The 15704-nt window shown below is 66.4% G+C and carries 15 protein-coding genes; 8 read left to right on the forward strand and 7 right to left on the reverse strand.

Annotated features, from left to right (window positions below; translation table 11 throughout):
- From tmk to KQH53_19575, 5 genes are all read left to right on the forward strand, one after another.
- A complete protein-coding gene (gene tmk, locus KQH53_19555) occupies nt 1-675 on the forward strand; it encodes a dTMP kinase (protein MCB2228880.1) in 675 nt (224 codons plus the stop codon).
- A complete protein-coding gene (gene holB / locus KQH53_19560; GenBank protein MCB2228881.1) occupies nt 665-1657 on the forward strand; it encodes a DNA polymerase III subunit delta' in 993 nt (330 codons plus the stop codon). Before tmk ends, holB begins: the two co-directional genes overlap by 11 nt.
- Nucleotides 1650-2669 carry a stage 0 sporulation family protein gene (locus KQH53_19565; protein ID MCB2228882.1) on the forward strand — a complete coding sequence of 340 codons (1020 nt, stop codon included), beginning with the start codon at nt 1650-1652 and terminating at the stop codon, nt 2667-2669. The genes holB and KQH53_19565 overlap by 8 nt, the downstream gene beginning before the upstream one ends.
- Nucleotides 2666-4639: a methionine--tRNA ligase gene (metG, locus tag KQH53_19570; GenBank protein MCB2228883.1), complete on the forward strand. Its 1974-nt coding sequence runs from the start codon at nt 2666-2668 to the stop codon at nt 4637-4639. Before KQH53_19565 ends, metG begins: the two co-directional genes overlap by 4 nt.
- A gap of 95 nt (nt 4640-4734) precedes the next feature.
- Nucleotides 4735-5136, forward strand: a complete 402-nt coding sequence (locus KQH53_19575) for a DUF4019 domain-containing protein (protein MCB2228884.1) — start codon at nt 4735-4737, stop codon at nt 5134-5136.
- 157 nt (nt 5137-5293) lie between these two features.
- Here the strand turns inward: KQH53_19575 and KQH53_19580 are convergent, their stop codons facing one another.
- The gene (locus KQH53_19580; protein MCB2228885.1) at nt 5294-5674 is read right to left on the reverse strand and encodes an STAS/SEC14 domain-containing protein; all 381 of its coding nucleotides are present in this window, start codon (nt 5672-5674) and stop codon (nt 5294-5296) included.
- Nucleotides 5675-5836: 162 nt separating this feature from the next.
- Nucleotides 5837-6577, reverse strand: coding sequence for a complement resistance protein TraT (locus KQH53_19585; protein ID MCB2228886.1), 741 nt, complete (start codon nt 6575-6577; stop codon nt 5837-5839).
- Nucleotides 6578-6834: 257 nt separating this feature from the next.
- Here KQH53_19585 and KQH53_19590 point away from each other — a divergent pair, with 257 nt between their 5' ends.
- Genes KQH53_19590 through KQH53_19600 form a run of 3 tightly spaced genes read left to right on the forward strand, consistent with a single transcriptional unit; the run spans nt 6835 to nt 7839 of the window.
- Nucleotides 6835-7212 (forward strand): DUF134 domain-containing protein, encoded by a 378-nt coding sequence (locus KQH53_19590; GenBank protein ID MCB2228887.1) that lies wholly within the window; start codon nt 6835-6837, stop codon nt 7210-7212.
- A 15-nt stretch (nt 7213-7227) separates the two neighbouring features.
- Entirely contained in the window at nt 7228-7533 is a 306-nt protein-coding gene (locus tag KQH53_19595) for a hypothetical protein (GenBank protein ID MCB2228888.1), read from the forward strand.
- A 36-nt stretch (nt 7534-7569) separates the two neighbouring features.
- Nucleotides 7570-7839 (forward strand): hypothetical protein, encoded by a 270-nt coding sequence (locus tag KQH53_19600; GenBank protein ID MCB2228889.1) that lies wholly within the window; start codon nt 7570-7572, stop codon nt 7837-7839.
- 86 nt (nt 7840-7925) lie between these two features.
- On the opposite strand, the gene KQH53_19605 is transcribed toward KQH53_19600, so the two are convergent.
- The 5 genes from KQH53_19605 to cooS form a co-directional block, all read right to left on the reverse strand.
- Nucleotides 7926-8360, reverse strand: coding sequence for a hypothetical protein (locus KQH53_19605; GenBank protein ID MCB2228890.1), 435 nt, complete (start codon nt 8358-8360; stop codon nt 7926-7928).
- A 213-nt stretch (nt 8361-8573) separates the two neighbouring features.
- Entirely contained in the window at nt 8574-9755 is a 1182-nt protein-coding gene (locus KQH53_19610) for a dihydropteroate synthase (GenBank protein MCB2228891.1), read from the reverse strand.
- 35 nt (nt 9756-9790) lie between these two features.
- Entirely contained in the window at nt 9791-11134 is a 1344-nt protein-coding gene (locus tag KQH53_19615) for an acetyl-CoA decarbonylase/synthase complex subunit gamma (protein MCB2228892.1), read from the reverse strand.
- Nucleotides 11135-11227: 93 nt separating this feature from the next.
- Nucleotides 11228-13474 carry a CO dehydrogenase/CO-methylating acetyl-CoA synthase complex subunit beta gene (gene cdhC, locus KQH53_19620; GenBank protein ID MCB2228893.1) on the reverse strand — a complete coding sequence of 749 codons (2247 nt, stop codon included), beginning with the start codon at nt 13472-13474 and terminating at the stop codon, nt 11228-11230.
- A 30-nt stretch (nt 13475-13504) separates the two neighbouring features.
- Nucleotides 13505-15556 carry an anaerobic carbon-monoxide dehydrogenase catalytic subunit gene (cooS, locus tag KQH53_19625; GenBank protein MCB2228894.1) on the reverse strand — a complete coding sequence of 684 codons (2052 nt, stop codon included), beginning with the start codon at nt 15554-15556 and terminating at the stop codon, nt 13505-13507.
- Between the last annotated feature and the right edge of the window lie 148 nt (nt 15557-15704).

The following is a 15704-nucleotide window of genomic DNA, read 5'->3' on the forward strand; positions in this document are numbered from 1 at the left end:
GTGGAGAGCGCGGCGCAAAACCGGGCCCCCTTCATCACCCTGGAGGGCGGCGAGGGGGCGGGCAAGAGCACCCAGCAGCGCATGTTGGTGCGCCGGGCCCGGGGCATGGGGCTCCAGGTGCTGGGCACCCGCGAGCCCGGGGCCACCGCTCTGGGCGCGGCGGTGCGCGAGGTGCTCACCATCCCGGGGCGGGACCATCCCCGCGAGCGTGCCGAGCTTTTGCTTTATCTGGCCGACCGGGCCCAGCACGTGCACCAGATCATCGCCCCGGCCCTGGACAGCGGCCAGGTGGTGATCTGCGACCGCTTCGCCGACTCCAGCGAGGTCTACCAGGGCCGCGCCCGGAGCCTGGGGGTGCAGTGGGTGCGCCAGCTGAACCGCTGGGCCTGCGGCGAGGTGTGGCCCTCGCTCACCCTGCTGTTGGACCAGGACCCGGCGGTGGGGCTCAAGCGGGTGCGGGAGCGCCAGTTTCAGCTGGGGCTGACCACCGACCGCCTGGAGAATGAGGGCCTGGAGTTTCACCAACAGGTGCGCGAGGGTTTCCTGGCCCAGGCCGAGGCCGAGCCGGAGCGCATCAAAGTGGTGGACGCGGGGCAGCCCCAGGAAGAGGTGGCCGCGGCCATCTGGGCCCTGGCCGAACCGATCCTAAAGGAGTTCAAACGCAGTGAAGCTTAGCGGAGTGATAGGGCAGCCCAGGGCGCGGCGCCAGCTTGAGGACGAGTTGGGCGCGGGGCGCCTGGCCCATGCCTATCTCTTCGCCGGGCCCTCCGGGGTGGGCCGGGCCACCACGGCGGTGGCCCTGTTCGCGGCGGCCAACTGCGAGGCGCCCGAGGGCGGCACGGCCTGCGGGAGCTGCGGCTCCTGTCGCCGCATCGCCGCCGGCACCCACGAAGACCTGATCGTGCTGGAGCCGCCCAGCGAGTCCCGCTCCAGCCAGATCAAGGTGGAGGCGGTGCGCGAGGCCATCCGGGCCACCGGCTTCGCGCCCTTTGCCGGGGGCACCCGGCTCATCCTCATCAAGCGGGCGGGCCACCTGAACCCGGCCAGCGCCAACGCGCTCTTGAAAACCCTGGAAGAACCGCCGCCCAACAATATTCTGGTGCTCACGGTCAGCGACCCCAAGGAGATCCTGCCCACCTTGGTGAGCCGCTGCCGCAAGGTCAACTTCCTGCCCCTGGCACCAGAGCAGATCGAGGCCGAGCTGGTGCGCCGGGGCGAGGCCCCCGAGGAGGCGCGGCTCAAGGCCGGTCTGGCCGGGGGCAGCCTGGGCCGGGCCCTGGGCCTGGACACCGGGGCGCTCAGGCGGGACCTCTCCCGCCTGCTGGCCCGCCTGGAGGGCGGGGGGGCCCTGGAAGACTGGTCCTTTGCCGAGGAGCTGGTGGGCGACCACCGGGGCTCCAAGGGCATCGACCGCGAGGGCATCAGCCAGGCCCTGGACCTTTTGGCCCTGCACTTCCGGGACGCGGCGGTGAGCGCCGCCGGACGCCCGGAGATGGCCTGTTTGCCCTCCACCCAACGGGCGGGTGACATTTCCGACGCCTGCACCGCCTTTGCGCGGGTGCGCCGGGCCCAGGGGCAGATCCTGGGCAACGCCGCGCCCGAGTTGGCCTTGGTGGTGCTGCTTGGCGAATTAAAGGAGGCCGCGGTACATGGGTAAGACAGTGGGAATCCGCTTTTCCCGCGGCAGCAAGATATACGACTTCGACGCCGGGCACTTCGTGCTCAAGGCGGGCGACAGCGTGATCGTGGAGACCGAGTTCGGCCTGGCCCTGGGCGAGGTGGTGCGCGGCCCCCGGCCCCAGCCCTTGATCCCCGAGGGCGAGACCGAGCTGGAGCTCAAGCAGGTCTTCCGCCTGGCCACGGAAGAAGACCTGGAGCAGCAGGCGGCCAACGAGACCCTGGAGAAGGAGGCCTACCGCTTCTGCCAGGAGCGCATCGCCGCGCGCAAGCTGGACATGAACCTGGTCAAGGTGGAGTGCATCTTCGACCGCTCCAAGGTGATCTTCTTCTTCACCGCCGAGGGCCGCCTGGACTTCCGCGAGCTGGTCAAGGACTTGGTGGGGCGCTTCCGCACCCGGGTGGAGATGCGCCAGATCGGGGTGCGCCACGAGGCCAAGCTCCTGGGTGGGCTGGGCTCCTGCGGCCGCGAGGTCTGCTGCGCCACCTTCCTCCGGGACTTCGAGCCGGTGAGCGTGAAGATGGCCAAGGAGCAGAACCTCAGCCTGAATCCCACCAAGATCAGCGGGCTCTGCGGGCGGCTCATGTGCTGCCTCACCTATGAATTCGAGACCTACAAGGCGCTCAAAAAAGACCTGCCCAAGCTGGGCAAGCGCCTGAGCCTGGCCGACGGACGCGACGCCAAGGTCATTCGCCAGAACGTGCTGGAAAAAAGAGTCACCTTGTACATCCCCGGCGAGGGCGAGCTGAGCGTGGGGCCCGAGGAGCTGGCCAAGCTCATGGGCAAGGGCCCCGACGGCCAGGCCTTGCCCGAGCAAAACAAGTCGGCCGCGCCGCCCAAGGACGGCGGAGCCGGAGGCGCCAAACCCCAGGGACAGGGGCAGGCGCCCAAGGGCGATGGCCGGGATCAGCAGGGCAAGGGGGGCAAGCCCGCCTCCTCCCGCCGGCGGCGCCCCCGCCGCCGGGGCAAGAAGGGACCCAAGACATCATGAGCCAAGCATTCTATATAACCACGCCCATCTACTACGTGAACGCGGAGCCTCACCTGGGCCACGCCTACACCACCATCGTGGCCGACGTGGCCGCCCGCTATCACCGCCTGGCCGGCGACCAGGTGCGCTTCCAGACCGGCACCGACGAGCACGGCGACAAGATCGCCCAGGCCGCCGAGGCCCGGGGGGTCACCCCCCAGCAGTACGCCGACCAGATCAGCGGCATGTTCCGCCATCTCTGGCCCGAGCTGCACATAACCAACGACAAGTTCATCCGCACCACCGACCCGGACCACATCGAGGTGGTGCAGTCCATCCTGCAGAAGGTCTTCGACGCGGGCGACATATACAAGGACTCCTACGGCGGCAACTACTGCGTGGGCTGCGAGCGCTTCCTCACCGACAAGGAGCTGGTGAACGGCAAGTGCCCGGAGCACGACAAGGAGCCGGTGTACATCGAGGAAGAGAACTACTTCTTCCGCATGTCCAAGTACCAGGCGGCGCTCAAGGCCCACATCGAGGCCAACCCGGACTTCATCCGGCCCGAGCGCTACAAGAACGAGGTGCTGGCCATGCTGGCCGAGCCTCTGGAGGACCTGTGCATCTCCCGGCCCAAGACGCGGCTCACCTGGGGCATCACCCTGCCCTTTGACCAGGAGTTCGTCACCTACGTCTGGTTCGACGCCCTGATCAACTACCTCACCGGCCTGGGCTGGCCCAGCGGCGAGAACTTCCATGCCTTCTGGCCCGCGGCCCAGCATCTCATCGCCAAGGACATCCTCAAGCCCCACGCCATCTTCTGGCCCACCATGCTCATGGCCCTGGGCGCGGCCGAAAATAAGGGCGTTGAGGCCTACCTCTACCAGCACCTGAACGTGCACGGTTACTGGAACGTGGACCAGGCCAAGATGTCCAAGAGCCTGGGCAACGTGGTGCGTCCCCTGGAGCTGGCCGAGATCTACGGGGTGGAGCCCTTCCGCTACTTCCTCATGCGGGAGATGACCTTCGGCCTGGACTCCAGCTTCAGCGAAGAGCTGTTGGTGGAGCGCTACAACTCCGATTTGGCCAACGACCTGGGCAACCTCTTCTCGCGGGTGCTGACTCTGCTGCACAAGTACCGGGGCGGCGAGGTGCCCAAGCCCGGCCCGGAGCTGCCCGAGGACGCGGCCCTGAACAAGCTCATGGCCGCGGTGGTCTTCGAGTACCGCCGCGAGAACGACGGCTTCGCCTTCCACAAGGCCCTGGCCTCGGTGTGGAGCCTGATGAGCGCGGGCAACAAGTACGTGGTGTCCAACGAGCCCTGGGCCCTGGCCAAGAATCCCGAGGACGCCCCCCGCCTGGACCGGGTGCTCTACACCCTGTGCCAGCTCCTGGCCTCGGTGGCGGTCTTGATCTGGCCGGTGATGCCGCTCACCGCCGAGAAGATGGCCGGGGTGCTGGGGCTGGGCCGCATCAATGACGGCATGTTGGCCGACCTGGAGGCGGGCGATCTGCTGGCCCCGGGCACCCAGACCCACCAGCCGCCCGCCCTGTTCCCGCGCATCGACACCGCCAAGGTGAAGGCCAAGGCGGCCAAGGCCGAGCAGAAGGCCCAGCCCGCCGAGAAGCCCAAGAAGCAGAAGAAGGCCGCCGCCGAGCCCCCGGCCGAGATCGCCATCGACGAGTTCGCCCGGGTGCGCCTCAAGGTGGCCACGGTGGTCGCCGCCGAGAAGCTGCCCAAGGCCGACAAGCTCCTAAAGCTCACCGTGGACGCGGGCGAGCCCGAGACCCGCACCGTGGTGGCGGGCGTGGCCAAGCACTACGCCCCCGAGGAGCTGGTGGGCAAGCAGGTGGTCATCGTGGCCAACCTCAAGCCGGCCAAGCTCATGGGCGTGACCAGCCAGGGCATGGTCCTGGCCGCGGTGGACGGCGATTCGTTGTGTGTCGTGTCGCCCAGCAAGGAATCCAAGCCCGGCAGCCAGGTGCGCTAGGCGCCGGCTGGCCGTGCCGGGAAAAGGCGGGAATCAACATGAAGCTACATTTCATTTCCCTTCCGTGCGGCGCTCGCAGGTTATTGGCTCTGCTTATGGCCGTGCCCTTGCTGCTGGCCCTGGCCCTGCCCGCCTTGGCCGCCGAGGAAGCCGGCGACCCGGCTGCCGACCAGGCCGCCCAAGCCTGGCTGGCCCTCATCGACCACGGCAAGTACGCCACCGCCTGGGACCAGGCCGGAGAGCTGCTGCGGAAGAACATCGCCAAGGCGGAGTTTGAAAAGCGCCTGGCCAAGGTGGCCGAGACCACCGGCCCGGCCACCCAGCGCAACCTGGTGCGCAGCTTGGAGCTGAAAAACCCGCCCGAGGCCCCGCCGGGCAAGTACCTGGTGCTGCTCTACGCCCCCCTGTTCATCAAGCAGCCCAAGCTCATAGAGCAGGTGGCCATGAGCCAGAACGCAGACAAGCAGTGGAAGGTGGTGGGCTACTACCTCCGCTAAGCGCCCCCCGCAAAAAACTTCAAGGGCCTCGCCGACCGGCGAGGCCCTTTCTTTTTTTGCACGCCGTCACAAGGGCGCGGCTCGACGCCTTGCTTCTTTTCTCTCGCCCCACCCCCGGCACAGCCAGGCGTGGCTAGGCAAGGCGACCCGAATGAAGCTAGCTTCTTACAAACGACCAGGCTTGGGCGATGTCGCTCACATCAAAATACTTCTCGATCAGCTCCTCGCTGGGCTTGCCCAGGAGCATATTGTCCAGCCGGATCAGGCCTTCCTCGATCTTGCTGTTGCCCACGATGGCCAGATGGCGCATCTTCTGGCGGTTGGCCAGGGCGTAGCGGGCGTCCTCCATGAAGGCCTCCCACTTCACGCCGCTAACCGGCAGCTGGTCGATCTTGACCAGCACGTTGACCCGGCCCGCGGCCGCGGCCAGGGCATCTTCAAAGGCCTTTTTGAACTGCTCCACATCGGCCTTGGTGTACTCCTGGCTGATCTCCACTCCCAGTACGTTGCCCGCGCTGCCATCCAGCACCTGAAACATGAGGCCCTCCCCTTCCCGCCTCTCTGGCGGGGATCAAAGTTTTCCCTTTTTATTTAGCTTCTTCGCTGGGGCAGGCCCCTGTCAACCCTCATCTGGGGGCCCAAAAGCGGGCCCCCGATCCCATGGCGGGACCGGGGGCCGTGGAAGGCTATGGGGCTGGGCTTACATGACCCCGGCGATGGCCTGGGCGATGCCCTGCCTGAGGGCGGGGTAGGCCTCGGGCCACTCCAGGTTGGTCTTGCGGGCCGTGGAGACGATGCGGGTCTGGTACTTCTTCATGTTGGCCGTGCTGGCCGACTGCTGGCTGATACGGGTATTGCCGGTGCCCTGCTTCAGGCTGGAGTCGAAGCGCTGCGAGGTGGGCGAAGCGCCGCGCTCGCTGAGTTGGAGGTCGGTGACCACCGCGTAGGTGTTCACCTTGACCATGGCCCCGCTGATCAGCTCGGCCGCGCCGCCGGCCACCGCGCCGATGGCCGCGCCGGCCCCGGCCTGGCTGCCGCCCAGCACCGCGCCGATGGCGCCGCCGGCGATGGGCCCGCCGAAGCCGGCCATCTTGGCCTTCTCCAGGGCCGACTCGTCGGTGAGCCCCACGGAGAGAACGTTGGCCTGCAACCAGAAGTGGGCCTGGTTGGGATCGTCCACCACCTTGAAGCCCTTGGCGGTCAGGGCGGCCACGATGTCCGGTTGCAGGTTGAACTGCTTGTCGCTGGTGTTGCGCACCTGCACGAAAACAGTGCGCTGGGCCGGTGCCACCGGGTCCAGGAAGATGGAGGCGCTCATCTTGTTCTGCACCTTCAGATCCTTGTACCGGATTCCGGTGTAGGTGGCGGCGCAGCCGGCCAGCATGGCCAAGGCGGCCATCGCTGCCAGTAGGAGAATCAGCTTGGAAAATCTACGGTTCATGGGTTTCCTCCTGTCAAAGCATGGGCAGGCCCGGACGGCACCTACCATCCGTCCGGCCTTGTGGCGGACCCAGCTTAGGCGGAGCCCGCGCGGGCTCCGATGTGTCCCTTATTATGGCTCAGCCCGGGCTCTATGCAAAGGGCAATGCCGCGCCCGGCCCGGGATTATTTTGGGCCTGCGCTCAAAATAATCCTTGACACCCGCACGGCCCGGCACTAGATTATGGGCGTAGGCTCAATACTAATCAGGAGGACCCAATGCCCCGACCCAGACGATGCCGCCGCGTGCAAGCCGAACCCCCGGCCCGGCGCTTCGGACCCTACGACCAGCCCCCGGTGGGCGAGGTGCTACTCCCGGTGGAGGGCCTGGAGGCCCTGCGCCTGGCCGAGGTGGAGGGCCTGGACCAGGAAACGGCGGCGGCCTCCATGGGCGTCAGCCGCCAGACCTTCGGGCGGGTGCTGGCCTCGGCCCGGCGGGCGGTGGCCACGGCATTGGCCGGGGGCATGGCCCTGAGCGTTTCGGGCGGGGACTACGAGTTGGCCCCGCCGGACCCGGGCGCGGGGCGCCGCATGGGCCGGGGCGGGGGCATGGGCCGCCGGGGCCGGGGCGGCGGGCGCGGACGGCAAGGTACTTAGACAAAGGAGGCGATCATGCCTGGAATTAACGGAACAGGACCATTGGGACAGGGGCCGCGCACCGGCGGCGGCCGGGGACGCTGCGCCGGAGGGCCGGTGGATGCTTCGGCCCGGGGCTGGGGCAACGGCGCTGGCCGAGGCTGGGGCCGGGGGCCCTGCGGCGGCGGCCAAGCCAGGGGGCGGGGCCGGGGCCAGGGCTACGGCCAGGGCCAAGGCCCGGGCATGGGTTACAGCCTGCAAGCCGAGGCCGAGGCCCTGCGCCAGAGGCTAGACCAAGTGGAGGCCGCTCTGGCTGCCCGGGGCCAAGCCGAACCGGAATAGACAATTTTCAAATCTATCTTAAAGGAGATGAGCAATATGCCATTCAGAGACGGAACCGGACCTCAAGGACAAGGACGCGGCAGCGGTAAGGGCCAAGGCCCCTGCGGCGGCGGCGAACAGCGCGGCGCCGGGCGCGGCGCGGGCAACGGCGCCGGCCGGAGCGGCCGAGGCGGCCAGGGCCAGCGCCCCCGCGACGGCCAGGGCCAGGGCCAGGGCGGCCAGGGACGGCGGGCGCGCGACGGCCAAGGCCGTGGCCAAGGCAACGGCCAGGGCAACGGCCGCGGCATGGGACGCCAGCGCCCCTAACTGACTATAAACTTATCTAGCTACCGATACGGCCGGCGGGGCAACGGGCCTTGCCGGCCGCTCGGCGTTGGAGACGGGTCCGCGTCCTAGAAACCGATATGGGGGCCGCCACTGTCATAGCTCTGGGGAAAGGCGCAGGCCCCTGGGTCGGGTACGTTGCAGCTGCAATTGGTGCGGTACCAGGATTCGCACTCCCAGAACCCCGACATCGGCAGAGGGGCGCCCGGAGCCGGCTTGGCCACCTGGGCAAACTTGCCATCGTTGTAGTGGCCGGTGACGTAGTACTGGCAGATCATCATCCCATGCTGGTAAAGGGCCCCGAAAAAGCTTTCTATCGATTCCGAGCCAGTGGGGTTGAGCCCAGCGTACTGGGACCAGCCGCCGATCCCGGACCATTGGCCTCCCTGCTTGCTTATTCCGATGGCCGAAGGGCAGGTGAGGGTGGCCGCCGTCGCGGGCAGGGTCGCCAGGCCCAAGCCCAGCAGGATACTCAGCACCAATAACGCCTTGATGAAAGTCATTCGAGCCGCTCCGCGAAGATGAATTCGCTGGGATTTGTTTCCCCCTGCTTTATATCCTACTCGATTTGTGGAAATTGAGTGGCCCTAAAAAATGACCGGTGGATGGGGTTAACCATCCACCGGCCCGGGTCCCTTGGGAGGGAGGGGCGTTGGAGCGCCCCTGGGAGGGATTGTCGGCGGCCGGGCGAACCCGGCCTGATGCTTAAACCTGCCTTAGCGCAGCGTCACGCCGCTACCGCGGGCGCGCCAACGCAGCAGGGTCTTCTCGATGAACTCGCCGTCCGGCCCGGCCACGCCCGCGGGGCGAGGCTCGCCGTACTCGAGATCCTTCTTCTTCTTGCGGCGGCGGGGAGGACGCGCCTCTTTGGGCTCGGCCTTGACCGCCGGCTTGACCTCGATGGTCTCCTGCTCGGGCTCGGGCTCGGGCTCGGGGGCCGCCTCGGGCTCGGCCGCGCCGCCCTGCTCCTTCTCATAGGCCTCGGCGAACTCTTCCATACTCTCGGGAGAGGAGCCGCCTTCGATCTGGAACCAGGAGTCGGAGTAGAGGATCTTGCCCAGGATGGCCAGGGCGCCAGCCACGTAGGTGCGGCCGATGCCGGGGTCAACCTCGCCAGGATCGTTGATCAGGCCGTCCATGACGCCGTGCACGATCTCCACCAGGTTCTGGTGGTGGCCCTGGGCGATCTGCATGATCAGCTTGTCCTCGTAGTCCACGATGGAGCTGGTCATGCCGTTGCGCTCCATCATGATCATGAAGATCTGGTTCAGGGGCTCGCGCCAGGGGGTGCCGTTAGAGATGTTGGACAGGCCGTTGGTGCTCTCGGCGCCGGGGCAGATGTCCTGGAGCATGGACAGGAACTCGAGGTTGTTCATCAACTGCTCCTGCTGAATGTTCAGCGGAGTCACGATGGGGTCGACGAACAGTTTCTCGTTGGGAATGCCCAGCTCGTTGGCCGCGTAGCACAGCTCCACGCACAGGGCGGAGCGCTCGTTGGCGTCGCGCGGCAGACCGTCGGGGCCCCACAGCAGGGCCACGGCCTCGGCCTCGTACTTGGCCACGATGGGCCACATCACGGTGTAGCGCTCGGGGCGGGCCATGACCGAGTTCACCAGGGCGGTGCCCTTGTGCACTTCCAGGCCGGCCTCGATGGCCTCGATGTTGGAGGTGTCCAGGGCCAGGGGCACGTCGGGCACCACTTCCTGGACGGTCTGGACCACCCACTGCATCAGCTCGGGACCGCCCTTGCGGGCCGGGCCCAGGTTGATGTCGATATAGGTGACCCCGGCGGCCTTCTCGGCCAGGGCCAACTTCTGAATGGGCTCGGGGTTGCGGTCTTTGAAGGCCTGCCCGCACTCTTTCTTAATAACGTTTAGGTTTTCACCTATGGTCTTCATGGGTTCCCCTCTTCAATCCACCAAGGAAAAGGCGCCTACTTGTCCGGCGTCCACTCCTTGAGGAATTTGGTCAAGTGCGCTGCCTCGCGGGGGCCCACCTGGATGTTCCAACCGGGCAGCTCCTCCTCCACGTCGCCGGCGATGGCCGCGGCGTAGCCGGGGATCACCAGGGACTTGTGTCCGATCTTCTCCTCGACCCCGATCTTCTTCACGAACATGCCCACATCGTCGCCGGAGAACTTGCCGGCGGCCCAGGCGGTCATGACGCTCAGACCCTCGGTGTCCTTGATCAGCAGCCAGGCCGGGACGCGAGAGCCCTCGATTTCGCCGCTGACGATGAAGTAGGTGAGCGAGAAGTTGGTGGTGATGAGCAGGGGGCTGTCGGCGTTGGGGCCGCCGATCTCGTAGATGCCCTCGGTCACGGTCATGGGGCGCTGGGGGTCGGTGTAGATGTTCAGGCGCTCCAGCAAGAGCGGGAACACCGCTTCGGCGGTCAGGTCGTCCAGCACGATGATGGCGGCGTACTTGGCCACCATCATGGCCGCCGCGGCCACCTGCTCGTCCAGGGTCTCGCCCAGGGCGTTGGCAAAGCAGATGGTGGGGAAGCCCAGGGTGCGGTTCTGCTGCAGCAGGGCCGCGCGCCGGATGGCGATCTGATCCTGGAACACGCCGGCCAGGTCGCGGGCGCCGCTGTCGATCACCAGGTCCTTGTGCCCGGCATCGGTCAGCTCGTCGCTGAGCTCCATGGCCTCGTCGATGTCAACCGCCTTGATGGCCAGGGGCAGGGCGTTTTCGCCCGCGATGGCGCTCATCTTGTCGGCGTTGGCGCCGGTGGCGGCGTAGAGCAGGGGTTTTTTGTCCTTGAAGGCGGCGGCCACGGGAGCCATCACCTCGGGGTCCTCGCAGGCCAGGATCAGCGACAGGTCGCTGTTGTCCACCACGGCCTGGGCCGCAGCCTGGAACTTGCCGGCGTCGCCGCTGGTGCACTCCAGGAAGACCAGCTCGGGGCGCAGGTTGAGGCCCACGCGCTCCCACTGGAAGCCCGCCCAGGCCTTCACCTTGGCGGCGATGTCGTCTTCGTCGGTGAGGCGGCCGGCGATGCCCGGAGGGTTGAAGAAGGTTTTTTCGTGACGGAACAAGACCGTCTCGCCGCCGATCTTTACCGCCGTGTCGCCAGTACCCACGGTCAGCGGCCGGATCGGGGGCGCGCTGGCCTCGGCCAACTGCTCACGCGCCTCTTCGGACACGTAGGGGCAGGCGTCCAACTCGGCCTTGCCCGCCGCCAAGTTCATGGCGAAGGCGAGGCAGGTGGGAACCCCGCACTCCCCGCAGTTGGTTTTGGGGAGAAGTTTGAAAATCTGAATGCCGGTTAGGGCCATGGTTCACTCCTTCCCGAAGGAGCCCGCTTTTTTGCCAAGCGGCCTGGGTCACGGGGGCTCCCTGGGGAGCCCCCGTGTCGGGTTAGCTAGAATTTAGCCGGTGATGGGGTCCATCTCCATGGCGGGGTGACCCACCTTTTGGAGATGCTCCAGAACCGTAGCCTCGTCGATGCCCACCGTCTCATCGGCAATCTTGTCGATCAGATCCGGCACGCCCATCTCCTCGCCGCGGCGCTTGAGGCCCTCGGCCAGCTCGTCCTTGAGGCTCTTGGGCATCCACACCATCCGCAAGAGGCCGCCGTCGCCGGCCACGTACTTGCGCTGGACGATGTTGTACTTGGAGTGGCCCACGAAGCCCGGGCTGCTCTGGCCGCCGCCCATGACGCCGGCCAGGGTGGTGAACTTCATGCCGCAGGGGGTCTCACCGGTGTAGTCGCGGTGCACGGTCATGATGCCGTTGCAGGCGGGCAGCACCGCGGCGATGCACTCGCAGCAACCGCAGGTGGTCATGGGCTCGTTGATGATGCTGTAGAAGTTGTAGCTTTCCACCGCGCCACGGGACGCCTTGGAGACGAACTCGTTGACGCCCTTCCAGTTACCCAGCACCGGGTCCGTGCACTCGCCCTTTTCGATGGGCTGGTTGGGACCGGTGGGGTTGATCTCGAAGGAAGCCTTGCAGTCGAACCAGTTGTAAGCGCCGCACAGGCCGGTACGCTCGGGGCTGACCACGCAGACGTGGGTGGGGGCGAAGGACTGGCACAGGGTGCAGGAGTAGTAGGTCTCCACGCCCTCGTCGGTCATGTTCTCCACGCGCTCGTCACGCGACTTGTAGGCCGCGCGCGCCTTCTTGGTGAACTCGTCGACGTCCTTGGTTTCGGTCAGGACGGTCACCTCGACCTTGTCCAGGATGGACCCGAAGTCCTTGTGGAACATGTCGTGGATGATCTGGCCGACGTGCTTGAGCTCGAAGCCCTTTTCCACCGCCGGACGGCCCAGGCGCACCCAGGAGATGTCGCGCTGTCCGATGTGCATTACGCCCTGGGCGTAGTTGATCAGGTGGTGAATCTGGCGCTCCAGGATGGGCTCGAAGTCGCTCTGCATCTTGCGCCCGGCCACCTTGACCGAGATGCCCATGGGCAGGCGGCCGCCCTCGTCACCCAGGTCCTTGATGTCCTTGCCGACCACGGTGATCTTGCCGTCTTCGATCTCGTCCATCTCGGCCATTTCGACCAGCTCGGTCATCTGGGTCTTGCCGCCGCCGAACTCCACGAACAGGTCATCCTTGCGGATGCGCTCGCCCTCGAAGGCCGCGCCGTAGCTGAGCGGGATGTCCACCTTGGTGATGACGGTCTTGAGGCCGCGCACCTCCACCGACTTCTGCACCATCTCGTGGTGCCCCACGTTGGCCACCACGTGCTCGTAGGTGCACACGCCGGTGGGCAGGATCTCGGGGATGTCGGTGTCGGAGATGGTGGGGAAGCCCCAGTTCACGCAGCCGGCCGCGTTGGCCGCCCACTCCGCGTTCACCTCGCCCAGGGCGTTGACGAACGCGAAGACGCGGTCCTTGTTGTAAGCCAGGATGCGGCGGTAGTCACCGGGGGTGACGCCACCGAAGGCCATGGCCGCGCGGTTGGCGAAGCCAAGCGCGAAGACCGCGGCGCTGATGTCGGGCCCGAAGGGCACCAAGCGGGTGCCCCAGCCCACCTGCACGTCAGCTTCACAGAGCTGCTCGGTGACGGTGGTGCCGTTCTGGTTGGCGGCCATGAACACGTACAGGTTCCGGCGCTGGTACTCCTCGCAGATCTCCTTGGCGATCTCCTTTTTGGGAGCCGAGCCAACGATGGCCGCGAAGCCGGGAGCCGAGCCGTCCACGAATTCCACGCCGCGTTTACGCATGATGGTGTCGTCGGCCGCGCCGAGCCAGATCTTGCTCTTGGCCCAGTCCACCTTGCCCTCGGCGTCCTTGACCACTTCGCAGTCCTCGCCCGGAGTGTAGAATTCCGGGTCGTCGACGTAGCGGATGGCCTCGGCGATTTCCTCGGCGAACAGGGTCGCCATGCCGGCGTCCAGCAAGGGTCCGAGGTAGGGAAGGTGGGTGGCCCGCTGCACGTGGGCGGGCAGCAGCTGACGGGCAATTTCCAAAGGCCGCTTGGCGCTGCCCAGGTCCTTAACCGGGATGCCCAGCAAGGAATAGATGATGGGCAGGTAGTAAGCGGTGTTGGGGAACTCGAGCTTTTGCTCGGGGCCGTATTGCTCCAGGGCACGCTCGTAGAGACCCTCCACCTTGGCCACGATATTGTACGCACCTTGGATGGCGGCGAATGCTACTAGTTTGGACATTTCTTATTGTCCCCTTTCTCCCTGACGGGCCTACGCCGCGTCCAGCTTCTGCCGGTCGGCCATATCCATCAGCACGCGCTCCTTCTTCTTGTCCAGGCCCAGGGCGGCGCGCTTCTTGTCAATGTGGGCGATCATCTTCTTGGCGTGCTCGTAGGGATCCACTTCCAGGTCCCACATGCCGCCGTAGATACCCTCCAGCTCCTCGAACAGGTGCTTTTGGAAGCGCGGCGCGCCGGTGACCGGCAGGCCCACGCCGAAGATGGTGTAGACGCCGCTGGCCACGAAGTAGTGACCGATGCTGATCGCCTTCTCGCTCATCCACTCGGGGGCGGAGCCGGCCGCGGGCAGGTCGCTGATGTCCTTACCCAGGCCGCCGGCCTTGACCACCTCGGAAGCGGCGGTGAGGATGCGGCTGTTGTCCACGCAGGAGCCCATGTGCAGCACCGGCGGGATGCCCACCGTCTCGCAGACCTCGGCCAAGCCGGAGCCGCAGTAGACCCCAGCCGACTCGGGAGTCAGCAGGCCGGCCTTGCCGCAGGCCATGGCGTTACAGCCGGTGGTCAGCACGATGACGTCGTTCTTGAGCAGCTCCTTGACGACGATCAGGTGGGAGCTGTCATGGCAGGTGCGGGCGTTGTTGCAGCCCACCACGCCGGCGATGCCCCGGATGCGGCCGTTGATGATGTTGTCGTTCAGGGGGACATAGGAACCGCGGAAGGTGCCGCCCAGGTGGTACTTGATCGCCTCGTCGGAGAAGCCCACAACCATCTTTTCCTTGGCGGAGGGGATCATGGCCTCGGCCTTGCGGTTGGGATAGTTGTCGATGGCGGTCTTGACGATCTGCTTGGCGTCTTCCAGGGCGTGGTGCTCGTCGAACTCGATGTGCACCGTGTGACCCGACTCCATCATGGCGCGCGGGTTGGTGGTGATCACCTTGGTGTGGTAGCAGTCGGCGACGTTGGCGATGTTCTCCATGATGCACTGCACGTCCACCACCATGGCGTCCACCGCGCCGGTCACGATGGCCAGCTCCTGCTGCAGGTAGTTACCCGCGATGGGCAGGCCGTGGCGCACCAGGATCTCGTTGGCGGTGCAGCACATGCCGGCCAGGGTGATGCCGTGGGCGCCCTTGGACTCGGCATACTTGAGCAGCTCCGGGTCCTGGGAGGCCACCACGATCATCTCGGAGAGCAGCGGCTCGTGGCCGTGCACGATGATGTTGACGTTCTCCTCCTTGAGCACGCCCAGGTTGATCTCACCCTGGATGGGGTAAGGCGTGCCGAACATGATGTCCTGGAGGTCGGTGGCGATCATGGAGCCGGCCCAGCCGTCGCCCAGGGCGGCGCGCGAGCACTGCTTCACGATGTTGTGGTAGTCCTGGTCCACGCCCATGTGGGTGCGGTGCATGATCTCCACGATCTCGCGGTCGATGCCGCGGGGGACCACGTCCAGCTCTTTCCACAGCTCATAACGGGCTTCGGGGGCGCGCTTGGCATAGGCGATCTCGCCGTCCTGCTGTCCCCACTGGCCCAGGGCCTTGATGCCCACGTCCTCGGCGATGTCGTAGATGTCGCGGTCCTGCTGGACCTTCTCGCCATCCTCGTTCTCCACCATCACGGTGGTGCCCACGCCGAAGTAGGGCGCGATCTCCAGAAGCTTTTCCACGTCCTGGATGCCGTAGTCGTCGGTCTGACGGCGGGCGGCGGCCAGGAAGACCTCGGCCACGCCGCGGCCGTGGTCGCTGTGCGCCGCGGCGCCGGCGGCCACCATGCGCGCGAAGTTGCGGGCGGCGATGGTCTCGGGGGTGGCGCCGCACAGGCCCTTGCGGGTGTCGACGCCCTCAATGCCCTTCTTGGGCAGAGGCAGGCGGCAGGGGCCCTGCGAGCAATTCTTGCAGCAGGTGCCCTGTTCGCCGATATTGCAGGGTTTCATGGTAACGGCGCGGTCGAAAATCGTCTCCACGCCATCGGCCTGGGCCTTAATCAGCATCTGGATGCTGGCCGGGTCGACGCTGACTTCCTTAGGGTTGGCCTTCTTTTCCTTCTTGGCTGCGGCCTTCACCTTGATCTCATCTGCGGACATTAGAGGTTCCTCCTCTTCTTTCTCTAAGGGTTGGCTTACGCCCCCTCTCAATAGAACCTGTCCTTTTTTTGTTGAGCACCGACCCTCCCAGTTGCCGGCGCTTTTATATATGTCAAGAGCCGGGCGGGCGGGCCGCCCAGCTACGTTA

It is taken from the genome of Desulfarculaceae bacterium (assembly GCA_020444545.1).
Lineage (GTDB): Bacteria > Desulfobacterota > Desulfarculia > Desulfarculales > Desulfarculaceae > Desulfoferula.